This window comes from Flavihumibacter profundi, assembly GCF_020076305.1.
GTDB classification, from domain to species: Bacteria; Bacteroidota; Bacteroidia; order Chitinophagales; family Chitinophagaceae; genus Flavihumibacter; species Flavihumibacter profundi.
Map to the genome: position 1 here is coordinate 1,665,775 of NZ_JAIQXE010000001.1, position 15,261 is coordinate 1,681,035.

Annotated in this window: 10 protein-coding genes; 4 read left to right on the forward strand and 6 right to left on the reverse strand. The window is 43.7% G+C overall.

The annotated features are described in order from the left end of the window. Genes LAQ65_RS07210 through LAQ65_RS07220 form a run of 3 tightly spaced genes read right to left on the reverse strand, consistent with a single transcriptional unit; the run spans position 1 to position 5,804 of the window. Positions 1-3,765 carry a sensor histidine kinase gene (locus LAQ65_RS07210; protein ID WP_224116276.1) on the reverse strand — a complete coding sequence of 1,255 codons (3,765 nt, stop codon included), beginning with the start codon at positions 3,763-3,765 and terminating at the stop codon, positions 1-3. After that, the gene (gene mazG / locus LAQ65_RS07215) at positions 3,765-4,547 is read right to left on the reverse strand and encodes a nucleoside triphosphate pyrophosphohydrolase (RefSeq protein ID WP_224116277.1); all 783 of its coding nucleotides are present in this window, start codon (positions 4,545-4,547) and stop codon (positions 3,765-3,767) included. The genes LAQ65_RS07210 and mazG overlap by 1 nt, the downstream gene beginning before the upstream one ends. 12 nt (positions 4,548-4,559) lie before the next feature. Further along, a complete protein-coding gene (locus LAQ65_RS07220) occupies positions 4,560-5,804 on the reverse strand; it encodes a DUF3667 domain-containing protein (RefSeq protein ID WP_224116278.1) in 1,245 nt (414 codons plus the stop codon). 56 nt (positions 5,805-5,860) lie between these two features. Between LAQ65_RS07220 and LAQ65_RS07225 the strand changes: the two genes are divergently transcribed. Further along, on the forward strand, positions 5,861-6,691 hold the full coding sequence (locus LAQ65_RS07225; protein WP_224116279.1) for an RHS repeat domain-containing protein: 831 nt from the start codon (positions 5,861-5,863) through the stop codon (positions 6,689-6,691). Between the two features lie 75 nt (positions 6,692-6,766). Next, a complete protein-coding gene (locus LAQ65_RS07230; protein WP_224116280.1) occupies positions 6,767-8,407 on the forward strand; it encodes an MGH1-like glycoside hydrolase domain-containing protein in 1,641 nt (546 codons plus the stop codon). Here LAQ65_RS07230 and LAQ65_RS07235 read toward each other — a convergent pair. From LAQ65_RS07235 to LAQ65_RS07245, 3 genes are read right to left on the reverse strand one after another with little or no spacing between them, the layout of a single operon-like run. After that, positions 8,394-9,200, reverse strand: a complete 807-nt coding sequence (locus LAQ65_RS07235; protein WP_224116281.1) for a carbohydrate-binding family 9-like protein — start codon at positions 9,198-9,200, stop codon at positions 8,394-8,396. The genes LAQ65_RS07230 and LAQ65_RS07235 overlap by 14 nt on opposite strands. Further along, positions 9,197-10,183 carry an aldo/keto reductase gene (locus tag LAQ65_RS07240; RefSeq protein ID WP_224116282.1) on the reverse strand — a complete coding sequence of 329 codons (987 nt, stop codon included), beginning with the start codon at positions 10,181-10,183 and terminating at the stop codon, positions 9,197-9,199. Before LAQ65_RS07240 ends, LAQ65_RS07235 begins: the two co-directional genes overlap by 4 nt. A 1-nt stretch (position 10,184) precedes the next feature. Then, positions 10,185-10,823 (reverse strand): cytochrome b/b6 domain-containing protein, encoded by a 639-nt coding sequence (locus LAQ65_RS07245; protein WP_224116283.1) that lies wholly within the window; start codon positions 10,821-10,823, stop codon positions 10,185-10,187. A gap of 190 nt (positions 10,824-11,013) precedes the next feature. On the opposite strand from LAQ65_RS07245, the gene LAQ65_RS07250 reads away from it, so the two are divergent. Then, positions 11,014-12,144 carry a Gfo/Idh/MocA family protein gene (locus tag LAQ65_RS07250; RefSeq protein WP_224116284.1) on the forward strand — a complete coding sequence of 377 codons (1,131 nt, stop codon included), beginning with the start codon at positions 11,014-11,016 and terminating at the stop codon, positions 12,142-12,144. Positions 12,145-12,327: 183 nt separating this feature from the next. Continuing rightward, positions 12,328-15,246 carry a PVC-type heme-binding CxxCH protein gene (locus tag LAQ65_RS07255; RefSeq protein WP_224116285.1) on the forward strand — a complete coding sequence of 973 codons (2,919 nt, stop codon included), beginning with the start codon at positions 12,328-12,330 and terminating at the stop codon, positions 15,244-15,246. Positions 15,247-15,261: the final 15 nt, after the last annotated feature.

Sequence of the window (15,261 nt, forward strand, 5' to 3'; positions counted from 1 at the left end):
TTAAACAGGTTGCTCTGGTCCGGCAAGGGGTAACTCTACAAAAAAAGTAGTGCCTTCGTTTTCCTTTGTGTCAAACCAGATACGTCCCTTGGCCTGTTCCACAATACCTTTGCTCATGGCAAGACCCAGCCCGGTGCCCGAAGTTTTAGTAGTGAAATTCGGGGTGAAAATCTTGGACCTCATAACTGCAGGAATGCCCTGTCCGTTATCCGAAATGCTGACTACAATATGGCTATCGGATACAATTTCCTCAACTGCAACAACGGGTGCTTCGCGGTTCTCAGTAGCTTCCACCGCATTCTGGAGCAAATTGGTGAACAACCTGTTCAGTTGTGTGCGGTCTGCATCCACAATAACTTTTCGGGAAACCGGCTTCCAGCTGAATTGAACCTGTTCGCTGGAATCATATAAATGAGAAAGAGAATATAATATCTCATGCAGGTCAAACAATTCATTGTGCACATTACTGATATTGGCAAACTGCGAAAACTCCGACGCGATTTTCGACAAATGGTCTATCTGCTCAACAAGGGTATTAGCCACGTTGCTGGTAAGCTGCTTCACATCAACAGAATTATTGTTGATTGCTTTCTGCAGGTACTGAATACTCAGCTTCATAGGCGTTAGCGGGTTCTTGATCTCATGGGCGACCTGCCGGGCCATTTCACGCCAGGCTCCCTCGCGCTCACTCTTGGCCAGCGCCGCAGCACTTTCTTCCAGTTTCAAAACCATCTTGTTGTATTCTTTCACCAACTCGCCAATTTCATCCTCACGGTTCCAGTCGATCTCATCATTGTGCTGGCCCAGGTTCACCGCGCGCATTTTTGCACTGATAAGCGAAAAAGAAGAGGTAATCCGGTTAGTAATGAACAAAGCAATTACCCCTGCAATCAGGAATATGAACGCATTGAGGTTGATTATCGTTACGAGGAAGTTGGATATCTCCTTTTTCAATTCCACCTGGGAATCAAAAGATGGCATATTGAGGTACGCGTAGGCGTTACCTTTTTCATCGCGAACCGGCGAATAAATACTCTGGAAGCTGATCTCCCCCATTTGTTCCTCCTCGGTACACTGCACCAGCCGTTTCCGGTGCAGTTTATAATAAGCCTCGGGGTTCATCCTCACACTCAATATTCCCTTATCATAAATAAACGGATTGGAAGATAGCCTTAGTTCCCCGTCCAGGTCATAAATATTGATATCTGTACCATGGATCTCTGAAACTTCCTGCACCAGGTTTTCGAGTAATTCATTGTACCCTTCTTCGTACAGCCTGATCATATATTCCAGGAAGGACTTACTGTCGATCTTGGTTTGAACTTCATTCGCCATGATCTGGATGGCCTTGCTCAATTGGTCCTGCTTATTCTTATTGTAGCGGTTTATAAAGAAAAATATAGTTGCCGCGCCAATTACAAAAAAGGAAAACAGGCTGATGAAAATTATAGTGCCATGGATCTGCGTGCGCAAATTCATCTGCAGTTCCTTCCTCAGGTTAGGCAGCCTTAGCCGCGACCTTACTAAAGTACTGGTCAACCGGAATAGTCCCAGCAATAACAGGAATGTACTGAACAGGTAAGCTACCAGTGTAATAGATTCCAGCCAAAGGTTATCGCGCCGGGCAATGACTACTACTTTATTACTATCGCGGTACCAGAGTTCATCATAGTTATCAGACTGCCGGCGTGTAAAATTATTCCGCGGCACCTGAGCATCAGTTAGCCGCGTAGGGAAGGCATAATTATTGTAATAATCGATCAGCTCGCGGTTATTGTAAATGGCATAACTGTAAATAGGCGAATATTCATCGGGCAGGAAGTCTTTCCTGGCCCTGAACAATTCCGGCACCAGCGCATCTCCTTTGTATTTCTTTGGTTCCGACAAAATAAACATGAAGCCAACAGCAGTACCAGCCGAATCAATGACCATCTTTTTCGATATATAGGAGAACTTGTCGAAGCCCTTTTCATAATACCGCATATCTGTTACATTGGTCGGTTTCCCTTCAATGCGGAAGATGGTATTAAGTGTGTCAAATGATATAGGGTCTTCATTGTACAATGGCTTTTCAGATGCATCAAAAGTGTACAAACGCGTATCATACTTATTCAGGTAAGCACTGAAATTTTTATTAATAAGGCTGTCTTTCAGGTATTTGTTGGAGGACGCCAGCCGGAAGCGGTTGAAATTATGATATAAAAAATCGTTATCGAAATATGCAAGGGCAATGCTGAGCAGTCGTTCACTCGTCGGGTCAGCCTGAAGCGACAACTTTTCTGCAGTGCGCTTCCGCTGCTCCAGCTCAATGCGGCTATTTTCGCCAATTATGATAAGGGAAATTGAAACAGAATACAGGAATATCCAAAGCAGCAGGAAAGAAATAGACCAGCGTTGATCTTTTGACCGAAGTATCGGCTGCCGCATCAGCCAAACATATACGACCAGCCAGACCAATACAAAAATATTCAGTTCAACCAGGGTATTTGTCCGCATGAAAGTAATCACCAGCAAACCAAAACCAGCCAGGAAGGCATAGAAAACGAATACCGACTTATCCAGTAAAGGAGTCAGCCACTTTATTATAACAGACGATGCCAGGAAATAACTCAGCGCTATAGTGGCTAATACTACAAAACCAAGAAAGCTATACAAATCGAGACTGAAAAAGTTGGTTACATTGAATGAAATACGGGCATCTGCAATCAGGCTCTTGATCACTACCGCAAAAGAAAATGTAATCACTACCAGGCAAAAAGCCCCGATGGCAATAAATGGCCAATGCATGAAACGGCTCCTGAACCTTGCCAGGTTAATGGACTCACTTCTTTTATAGATGAACAGCAACATCCAGCAAATGAGGAATGCATTGATCATCAGGTCACCCAGGGTAGGCAGGAAGCCATTGGAGCTGTAAATAGACGGATCAAACAATTCATAGGCCCGCCAGGACAATGCATCCTTAAACATATAGGTCAAGCCGCGTATCAGTCCTACAGTGCCAAACAGGAATACCAGGCCTTTTACAAAGCCATACCTGTCGCTAATACTATTGGCGGTATTATGTACCACGATGAGCAATAATAAAATGCCCAGCACTGAAAGCGAAATCGCCCATTCATTTGCGCCCTGGCTTGCATAAAGGTTTTTCGGTTGGAGGTAAAACAAATTCTGCCCGTTCTGGCTGCGAACCGGGTAATTTGTTTCTGTCTCCACCAGGCTTACTTTACTTTCAGCATGTGGAAATCCTACAAATTGTTTCTGCAGGTTATTATTCTGGATGAAGTACTCTGTCCTGATGGGTATAAGGGCAATCACCAGCAATTGCATCCGGGCCAGTGGCACAATTTTGCGCACATATTCATATTGACCATTGGAGAGCCTGATCACCTGGTGGCTATCGTGCGAATAAATGACATCGTTGTTTGGTTCCACCTGCTGTTTGCTCCAGAAAGCAAGGCCCCAGCTATCATGTGGTCCAGGTTTATAAACAAACAGGCTGTAGTCCAGCCGGGTCAGTTTGTCCAGTTGCTGGCCGGTATAACTTCCTTCAGCGAGTACTTTCAATTGTACCGTATCGGCGGAAAACTTATCAAAATTCCTTTCCTGTTTCCTGATCCTTTCCTCAATAGCAGATTGCAGATAGGGTGTTGAGGATGATGCACCAGTAAAATAATTATTGATGATGAACCCAATAGTAAACAACCAGGCTGCCGCCAGCAGGAAATAGGCATTTCTTTTTAATACGTAAAGGATGAAATTCATCAGTTGGTTGTCTTTTCTGCTTTGATGGCATTCCAGAGGGCATCCATCTCAGCAAGACTCATGTTTTGCAATTGCTGTCCCCGTTCAGTGGCCATGGATTCCATTTGTGTAAATCGCCGGATAAATTTTTTATTGGTGCGTTCCAGCGCATTTTCGGCATCCAGTTGCAAAAATCGTGCATAATTAATCAATGAAAAAACCAGGTCACCAAATTCATCTTCCATACTATCCTGGTTGCCAGATTCAACAGCTTCCTGCAGTTCGGCCATTTCCTCTTTTACTTTATCCCACACCTGGCTGCGGTTATCCCATTCAAATCCAACCTGTTTGGCTTTCTCCTGCAGGCGCATCGCTTTAACTATGGCGGGCAAGGCCTTTGGCACACCACTTAATACGGAGGTTTTACCTTCTTTCAGTTTTAGCTGCTCCCAATTCCTTTTCACCTCATTTTCATCTTTCACTACCACGTCACCATAAATATGCGGATGCCTGCTGATCAGTTTTTCATTGATGCCTTGCAATACCTCTTCCAGGCTGAATTGGTTCTGCTCTGCACCGATTTTTGCATAAAAAACCAGGTGCAGGAAAAGATCGCCCAACTCTTCTTTAATCCCTTTCCAGTCTTCGGCAGAAATAGCATCGGCCAATTCATAGAGTTCTTCTATAGATTGCTGGCGAAGGGTTTGGATGGTTTGCTTTTTATCCCAGGGGCATTTCTCCCTTAACTCATCCATTATCTCCTGTAAACGGACAAACTGCCGGGCTGCCTTTTCGGTACTCATAATTCAAACAGGTTAATGGTGTGTATTGGTGGCCATCTGACTTACACTGATCGTGGTAAACACAATCAATAAGAAAATCATTACCAGCAATGACATAATATTTAATATTATAAACTTTACAATTGTTTTTCCCCGTCCCTGGTTATAGAAATACCGCATCCCTTTGTATTCATAGAAAAAGATCAAAAGGATCATTAGTACAGAAATAAGCCGGATTATTCCCCAATGGCTCAGGTTATATAATTCCCCGATGCCAAACCAGGTAAGCAGGAAAATGAACGTTGCACAATAGAGGTGTATTGCAAAAATAGCATGATCAGAATAAAGCAGGTCCTTCCTGCTGCGATAGAGTAACTGCAACAATAAAGCAAAAATGGGTAGGGATACAAATAACATTTTTGGGAAACTGTGCAGCAGGTTCTCTACAAAGGCCCGCAAATATTCATATTGTTTTTTTTCTTTATTCTGCTCTAACAGAGCAATTAGCCGGGTATTAAAGGTCTTTTTCAGCCAGCCATCCCTTTTATCTTTTGGCAAAGCCTGCTGCATCCGTTGGTAGGCAAGTACAGACGTATAATCAAAATCACCTGTCGTAAAGTCTTCCTTATCTGAAGAATCTATTTTGATAAAGGCATTACCTGCTTCTTCTCCAATTGGGGTATGCCTGAATTTGAGCCCTTTCCCTTCAAGGGAATCCTTCACATTTTTTTGGGTTTTGCCTGCAGCAGATTTTTTTATAGAATCAATCATGACAGCAGCTTTAAACTGGCTGTCAATTGTCCCTATTTCCTTATCAATGTCCGCCGCCAGTTTTTTGCTGACAACCCTTGCAATGCTGTCATTGGTAGTTTCACTGCTGGCTGCCAGGTTTTCCCTGGCGGCAACCAATTGAGCTCTTTTCAAACTGGGTTCCTCTTCATTTGTTTTAACAATATTTCCAGCATTAAACAGGGTGAAAAATACCAAAAAGAAAAAAGCTGAAGTAAATACATACATCCTGATAGGATGCAGGTAACTGTTCCTGCGACCGCTGATAAACTCTTTTGATAAAAAACCCGGCCTTGCCACCAGCCACTTAAGGGTGCTGAAAAACTTGCCATCGAAATGGGTGATATCATAAATGAAATGGGTAAGCAGTCCAAGGAAACTTTCTTTCGGCTCAATATTCTCCTGCCCGCAATTTTGGCAGTATCTACCTTCCACAAGGGTTCCGCAATTCAGGCAGTTTTTTTCGGATCTCTCGTGATAATGGGACACTTTCTTGAAATTTGAATAAAAATAGATATTATCGCAGGTAATTAGCAGCCCCAGATATGAAAAAAATCCTGTCCGCCCTTTCCTTAATCATTATAATTCAACCGGTTTTTGCCCAGTATTACTACAAAGACCTGGTGACTACAGGCCAATCCAGCCAACAATTTACCAGCTTTAAACAGCATTCAGTAAAAAAGGTTAACCTAATTAGTTACGGTGGCAATTCGACTGAAACAGCCGGGTTTACCTGCGAGCAAAATATTGACCTGGCGAGGCGGACAGTAAACACTTTTACCAGCACAACAGTTGTTGGCGATTCCTACCTGTTTACCCGTTACAATGAACAAGACAAGCTGACAAATACAACAGACAGTGCCCAGAATGCCACGAGTACAACAACCTATACCTACGATGTAATGGGCCGCCTGTCAACAATAACCACTGTGAGTATATCAGACAATATAACAACCAGCGAAACCCACTTTTACACCTACGATGCCAATGGCAAACCTGCAAAGATGTTAAGGGTCAGGGATAATGTAGATACCACTTTTGTTCAGTTTATACTGGATGAACATGGCAATGTTGGGGAAGAAAAAGTGACACGCGCAAATTTGCCCGCATCAACCGTTTATTATTATTATGACGCAAAAAACAGGCTTACCGATGTGGTCCGCTATAACGCCAAGGCAAAAAGGCTTTTACCGGATTATATGTTTGAATATAACGAAAATGATCAGTTGAAAAAGATGGTGGTAGTTCCATCCGGTACCAATGAATACCAGTCCTGGTATTACCAGTATGAACCCGGGGGATTGAAAAAAATGGACCTCTGTTACGATAAAGCACAAAAATTATTGGGTAAAGTTGTATACGAATACCAATATTGATAGTTCGGAAGAATATCTTAGCGGGGAATATATTCCTTGCCAAATAAGCGGTAATAATATTTAAATCATTTTATTATGGATTCACGAAGGAAATTTTTGAGGAATGCTGCCCTGATCGCCGGTTCTGCTGCAGTTCCCGGTTCGGCCCTGCTTGCCCGGGAAAAAAAACCTGAGAAAATTTTTATTGATGGAGATGAAAACTCCCCGTACAAGAATACCTATATCAAAAACATTTTTGTAACAGAGAATGAATTCAGGGGTGCGAAACCTACCCTTGTTCCTGCGCCAACATTTAAACAGGCGCGGGAGATACTGCCTTCTCCTGTATGGAAAGGAAACCAGCAGGCCATCGATATGTATTGGCGCGCCTGGGAGATCGCTGTTAAGAATATAAAGGACCCCGCACCGCAATCTGGTTTTCCCTGCTCATATATTGATACTGCTTACAACGGTAATATTTTTATGTGGGATTCCACATTTATTACCATGTTCGCGCGTTATGGATCAAGGGCCTATCCATTTCAGCAAACACTGAATAATTTTTATGCCAAACAACATCCCGATGGATTTATTTCCCGGGAAATGTGGGGGAAAACCGGAGGTGATTGCTTCCACCGTTATGATCCGACCAGTACCGGCCCAAACCTGATTCCCTGGAGTGAGCTGGCCTATTACCAGCAATTTGGCGACCTCAGCAGGATACACAAAATCTTCCCGGTTCTCTGCGCCTATTACCAATGGCTGCGCTTAAACCGCACCTGGCAGGATGGTTCTTATTGGTCCAGCGGATGGGGCACAGGTATGGATAACCAACCCAGGGTGCAAAAACAGTATAACCCCATTTATTCCAATGGGTTCATGACCTGGCTGGATACCTGCCTGCAACAATTATTCATTGGAAAAATCCTGGTGGATTTCGGATTCTATACAGAACGCTGGCAGGAAATTGAAGACATCGAAGAGGAAACCAAATTCCTGAAAAAATACATCCGTGAAAAACTATGGGATCCCAAGACTTCGTTTTTCTATGACCGTTATGCCGATGGTTCCCTGGGCACACTGAAAAGTATTGGCGCCTATTGGGCACTGTGGACCGATATACTTGAACCAGAAGAACTAAAAAAGTTTGTAGCGCATTTAAGTGATCCCAAAACCTTTGCCCGCAAACATCCTATTCCATCCATACCTGCAGACCATGAAAAATACCAGGCTGATGGCCGTTACTGGCAAGGTGGTGTATGGGCGCCTGCCAATTATATGGTGATTACCGGATTGAAAAACAAGGGCTTTGGAGCACAGGCATTTGATATCGCCATGAAACACCACCAGCAAGTGATGGAAGTATTTAAAAACACAGGTACCTTCTTTGAATATTATGCACCCGAAGCCACTGAACCTGGCTTCCTGGCAAGACCTGATTTTATCGGCTGGACCGGCCTGGTTCCGATTTCAGTGATGTTTGAAAGCATCTTTGGCATCACTTCAAACCTGCAGGACCAAACCATTAACTGGGATGTACGGTTGCTGGAAGAACACGGTATAGATCGTTATCCGATTGGAAAGGATGGATTACTTTCCCTGCGTTGTTCCACAAGAACCAATGTGAAACAAAAACCCGAATTGGTGATTGAATCAAATGTTCCCATGAAACTGAAATTAACCTGGGGAGGCGGGTCGAATACTTTTGATATCAAAACCGGGACTAATAAGATCTAAATAAAATTTTGCTCCACTTATCGGGCAGGTGTGTATCATAAACACCATGGCTTGTCATCGCCATGGCAGGGTGTGGAGATACTTCCTGCCCGCCAACCATAAGTTTCTGGAACCTTCCGAGGAACATATTCCAAATATCACCATCCTGTGGTGGAATGGACCGGCCATTAGCGAGTAAGCCAAGGCTGGCCCAGGGTATGGCAATTTCCAAACTCCAGCCCTGGTCTATATCTCTGTGGTCATTTAACGTTCCTTTTAACTGTACTGCTGTTTCCAGGCCGGGCATATCAAAATTCGTGAATGCCCATCTTATGCCGCGAGGATGCCTTCCCTTCCAGAAACTGGCGCCAGTGCGGTCATAGTCCCCGCCAAAAGTATAAGCTTGCGAATGGTGAACATCGAATTGTGGGATATCAAACCTGCTACCCTTTGTATAGGCATCTTTCCAGATAAAGAAAACTTCATAGATTGTATTTGCCGCATTGATCTCTAATTCATAATAACAATCCTGCCCATCGATAAGCAACTCCAGGTCATTCTCTAAAAATATGATGCTGTCCCGCTCGGTTAATTTTGCTTCCAGAAATGGTTCTTCGGCTTCAAAGGCAATATAGATATGTGTATCGTTCCACACTATGGCCGATTTGGTATTATACATACCAGGCTCACCGGTCACCATGTCCACAAAACGTTTACTCCATTGAGCCTGCTGCCATTCCGGTTTTTTGACGTCACCATCAATAACTATGGAGCCGGCAATTTTATGCGCGATATAATCCTGTTCCTCTTTCATCCATTGATAAATTTCATGCCTAATTCCGGATAACGGTCACCAGCAACACCGGCACTAAATACCTCGTGCAGCCGCGACAGTTCATCCGGGTTTAATTGTAGGTTAACAGCAGCTGCATTTTCTTCAAGGTATTTTATTCGTTTGGTACCAGGTATTGGAAAAATATGGTCTCCCTGGGCAAGTACCCATGCCAATGCAAGTTGGGAAGGTGTGCATTGTTTCTCTACCGCGATCGCAACCACCTGGTCTACCAGGTCCAGGTTTTCCCGGAAATTATCACCCTGGAAACGCGGACTAAACCTGCGCCAGTCATCCTGTTCAAAATCTTCAATACGTTTAATCTGGCCCGTTAAAAACCCCCTGCCTAAAGGACTATAGGCTACGAATGCTATTCCTAACTCCTTACACGCCTGTAGTATGCCGTCCTCCGGATCGCGGGTCCATAAAGAATACTCACTTTGTACTGCTGTTATGGGATGAACTGCATGCGCTTTACGAAGTGTTTCAACAGAAACTTCACTCAGGCCAATGCCCCTGACCTTACCCTGGCCGACCAATTTGGCCATTGCACCAACTGTTTCTTCAATCGGTGTATTCGGGTCTTTACGGTGCAGGTAATAAAGGTCGATGACATCAGTTTCCAATCTTTTCAAACTGCCTTCACAGGAAGACATCACATATTCGGGCCGACCATTAATGCCCCTTGCCGCAGGATCTTCACCACGGACAAATCCGAATTTAGTGGCAAGTGTAATTTTTTTACGGTGTTTTTGCAATGCCTTTCCGACCAGCACTTCATTGGTATATGGACCATACATATCGGCAGTATCCCAAAACACAATGCCTAACCCAACCGCACGATCCAATACCTTCAGGCTCTCTGCATCATCGTGATGGCCATAAAATTCGCTCATTCCCATACAACCCAGTCCCAGCCTGGAGGTGACAAGACCTTCACTGCCAAGTTTTGCTAACGGTATCATATTATTTTCCATTGATCATTCTTGAAACAATTCCACCATAGCGGCCAAGGTCGGCCCTTATCACACCAACAATATGAAAAAGAATGAAACCATATAAGCCATACTGAACCACATTATGCACTTGTTCTGCAGGCTCATGGATTGGCTTAAGCCATTCCACATCTTCATATGCCAGTACCAGTCCGGTTAATGCCATCAGGATAAATAACCCATAAAAAATGAGATAGCTATATTGAACCGTCATATAATGCTTTTTTTCCTGGTCAGCATCGGGATAAGAGATGGCTTTTTTAATCCTGGCACTCAACTTTTTCTCTTTCGAAATAGTTACTTCAGCAATAATACGCCATAACAATAAAATTGAAAGTCCGTAACCAAGCCACTTATGCAGCATCCACAATTTATCGCTGTACTCATGGGCTACACTGAAGGCCTGCTTTTCGGTGATTGTACCACCTGCCCTTTGCACCTGTTCCTGCACCACTGCAACATTGGGCTTCATTTTAAACAAGGTGGACGCGAATAAAACAGTAATTATGGTACAGGCAAAAAACAAGGCAGCAAGCCAATGCCAGAGACGGATAGCTGCGGGTTTTGTTTCACGGAAAAAAAACGGCTCTGCGGTTTGGGTTTGGGCCATGGCAATATTTCTTTTTTGTTGAATTAACGATACTGGCAATTTATCCAAAAAACTAAAAACTCCGTTTACAATTTCTACCAACTGCCGATTTCCTGATGCAAACCGGCCTTTTTACAATAAAATACATACCCACTGTGTTGATTTGTCCACTTATCACTTAGATGAATTAAATTCATACAAAACTGTTGCCATGCCTGCTCAAAAAAAACTGCTGCTTTTTTGCATATTCCTTTTGGCCGCTGCATTCCATCCAGCTGCAGCAAAAGCGGGGGTTGCACAAGCCGGGCCGGTTCGCTTAGCCGTTGCCGGTATATCACACGGCCACAATTCATGGCTGTTAAGCCGGAAAGATGACGACCTGATCCATCTCGTGGGTATTTATGAATCCAACAGGCAACTGGCAGAACAAATGGCCCAAAAATATAACCTGGATAAATCCTTATTCTTTACAGACCTGAGCACTATGCTTGAAAAAGTAAAACCCGATGGTGTGCTGGGATTTGGCCCAACCAATTCGCACCTTAGCGTAGTGGAAGCCTGTGCGCCAAAAGGCATCCCTGTAATGGTGGAAAAACCATTGGCAACAACAGCAGCAGATGCAAATAAAATGCTGGCCTTGTCTAAAAAATACAATACCCTGGTATTAACCAATTTTGAAACTTCCTGGTACCCGGTAACCGAAAAGGCTTACCAGTTGGCTGCAGACACATCTTTTATGGGTACCATTCGTAAAGTGGTCGTTCACGACGGACATATGGGCCCCAAAGAAATTGGAGTTCAGCCCTGGTTTTTTGAATGGCTTACTGACCCGGTAAAGAATGGTGGCGGTGGCGCACTGATGGACTTTGGTTGTTATGGCGCCAACCTGATGACTTACCTCATGAAAGGCCAAATACCGCAAACGGTCACCTGTGTGACCCAGCAATTGAAACCTGCCATCTATCCCAAAGTGGATGACGAAGCGACAATTATACTCACTTACCCGACCGCACAATGTATAATCCAGGCTTCCTGGAGCTGGCCTTATCACCGCAAGGACATGGAAGTGTATGGAGAAGCGGGTTATGCCATTTCTTCAACTAATAAAGATATGCGCATTAAAGGCCGGAATTCACCCGAACAGGTGTTGGTAGTGAAACCTGAGGAAACGCATACTTATACTGACCCATTCCTGTATTTCGCTGATGTGATCCGTAAAAAGATTACGGTACCACCTTACGGTTTGTATTCACTCGAAACAAACCTTATCGTTGCAAAGATCCTAGAAGCGGCAAAGGAATCTGCAAAAAGCGGCAGGACGGTCAATCTTAAAAAATCATAACTCCCCACCTCCTAGCGGTATAATCCACCAATATATATCCTTTAAAATAACACAACTACTAACACTTCATTAAAATTGAGATATAATACAGTCGGTATTGGATAAAAAACGAAAAAGATCTACCGGGTTATAATGGGATATTCGTTAAGTACCGAATAATGTTTAACGAATTAATCTCCTGCCATGCATAAAAGATCTAGCTGGTTACTGCTATTTACCATTGGGCTTTGCACATTGTTCCCAGCATGTAAAAACAGCAGGGACGACCTTCCCAGGCGTTTGGAAATATTGTTCCTTGGTCATACCAGTGAACACCACAATTCGGAACAGCTTGCCGGAATTTTATCAAAAGAGTATTTTAAGGATGGCATCAATATTAGCTATACTACTACACCCGATGACCTTAATGAGGAAAACCTAAACAAGTACGATGGTCTTATCCTTTATGCCAATTATGATTCAATAACGCCTTCGCAGGAAAAAGCATTATTGCAGTATGTAAAATCAGGCAGAGGTTTTATTCCACTGCATTGCGCTTCCTATTGCTTCCGCAATTCACCCGAAGTGGTGGAACTGATCGGCGGACAATTTTTATCGCACCAGGTTGATTCTTTTTACGCTGTAATTACTGATACAGTGCACCCTGTAATGAAAAATGTCCAGGCTTTCAAAACAACCGATGAAACCTATGTACATGATAAACTCAGCAAGGCCATCAAAGTACTTACAGAAAGGGTGGACAGTTCGCACCATGAACCTTATACCTGGGTAAGGGATTATGGCGACGGTCGGGTATTTTATACAGCCTATGGCCATGATGAAAAAACTTTTAATAATCCGGGATTTCAGCAACTCGTAAAAAATGGCATCCTCTGGGCTGTTGGGGATAAAGCCCTCAAAAGACTGAAGAGTTTGAAAATTCCTTCACCTGTATACACCGATGCGGTAATTCCGAATTATGAACAGCGGAACCCGGCACCCAAATTACAGGCGTCTTTATCACCTGCCGAATCGATGTTATTAACGCAGGTACCGGTTGATTTTGAATTACAGCTATTCGCTTCTGAACCCGATATCATTAACCCCATTTATATGAATTGGGATGAAAGGGGCCGCTTATGGGTTATAGAAACAGTAGACTATCCGAATACCGTACTGGAGGACAAACAAAAAGGCGATGACCGTATTAAAATCCTGGAAGATACCAACGGGGATGGCAAAGCGGACAAGTTCACCATATTCGCTGATAAACTGAATATACCTACCAGCTTTACATTTAGCGGGAATGGCATCATCGTTGCGCAGGCGCCTTATTTCATTTCTTTGCAGGATACCAATGGCGATGATAAAGCAGATAAAAGGGATACCATCATGACTGGCTGGGGAATTTTCGATACCCATGCCGGCCCTTCCAATTTCCGGTATGGATTCGATAACCAGATATGGGGCACAGTCGGGTATTCTGGTTTCAAAGGCAAAGTAGGAAATGATTCAATGCATTTTTCACAGGGCTTGTATCACTTCCGGCAAGATGGTAAACAACTGGAGTATTTGTCCACTACCAGCAACAATACCTGGGGACTGGGTTTTTCAGAAGAGTTTGATGTTTTTATTTCAACCGCGAACAATACCCATAGTGGTTTTTATGGCCTGCCCAAAAAACTGCTTGACGTTGTTCCCGGCAAGGAAACCGGTATTGATAAAATTGACAACCACTATGCCATCCATGTCGTTACAAAAAACCTTCGGCAGGTTGATGTATTTGGTGGCTTTACTGCAGCAGCGGGTCACGGTCTCTATACTGCCAGGAATTTCCCGAAAGAATACTGGAACCATATTGCTTTTGTTTGTGAGCCAACCGGACGACTGATCCACAAGCAAATCCTTGAACAAAACGGGGCAGGTTTCAAGGAGAAAGGCGATGGCTGGAATATACTGGCCAGCGCCGATGAGTGGATGGGACCGATCCAGGCGGAAGTTGGTCCGGATGGTGCATTATGGGTAGCTGACTGGTATGATTTTATTATCCAGCATAACCCAACGCCTCCGGGTTTTGAAACAGGAAAAGGCAATGCACATATCAACCCGTTGCGTGATCACGACCGTGGCAGGATATACCGGGTTGTTTATAAAAATGCAAAACCTTCAGCAATAAAATCACTGGATAAAAAAGACCTGAAAGGACTAACAAAGGCTTTAACGGATGATAATATGTTTTGGAGAACACATGCACAAAGGCTGCTGGTTGAAGCAGGCAATAAAGATGTGCTTCCTGATTTGTATAAAATTGTGCAAAATGAAAGTCTCGATGAAACAGGAATTAATGCTCCGGCCATTCATGCACTATGGACAATTCATGGCTTGAATGCATTGAACGGTGACAACCAGGAGGCACTGGATGTAGCGTTAAAAGCTTTGCACCATCCTGCGGCAGGTGTGAGAAAAGCAGCTATACAGGTGCTTCCAAAAAATGCTGCATATTTAGCGCAACTCAACAAAGCCAATGTTTTTAAGGATAAGGATTTACGGGTAAGGCTGGCGGCCTTAGTGGCTTTATCAGGGCTTCCCGCTTCTGCTGAAAAGGCAGGCATACTTGCTGAAATGGCCAAACAACCCGACAATATCAATGACCGCTGGATCCAAGAGGCCTTGCAAATTTTATCACCTGCGGCAACCATACAACCAGCCATTACTGAAGCTGCAGCACCAACCGCTAAATATGATCAATTCATCCAGTTGAAAGTAGTCAAAGAGGCGATGAAATACGATCGGCAAACATTTACGGTAAAAGCCGGTAGCACCATAAAGATTGAATTGCAGAACCCCGATTTCATGCAACATAACCTATTGGTTTTGCAACCAGGCAGCCTCGAAAAAGTTGGCGCAGCGGCAGATAATTTAGCTAAGGATCCAATTGGTGTTTCCAAACAATATATTCCTGACTTGCCTGAAGTGCTTGCAGGTACTCCGCTGATTAATCCCGGTGGATCCTATGCTTTTATTTTGAAGGTTCCTGATACGCCGGGTGAGTATCCATATATCTGTTCATTCCCAGGACATTGGCGGATAATGAAAGGTATCATGCAGGTAACCAAAAAATAAAAAAACCTGATTCAA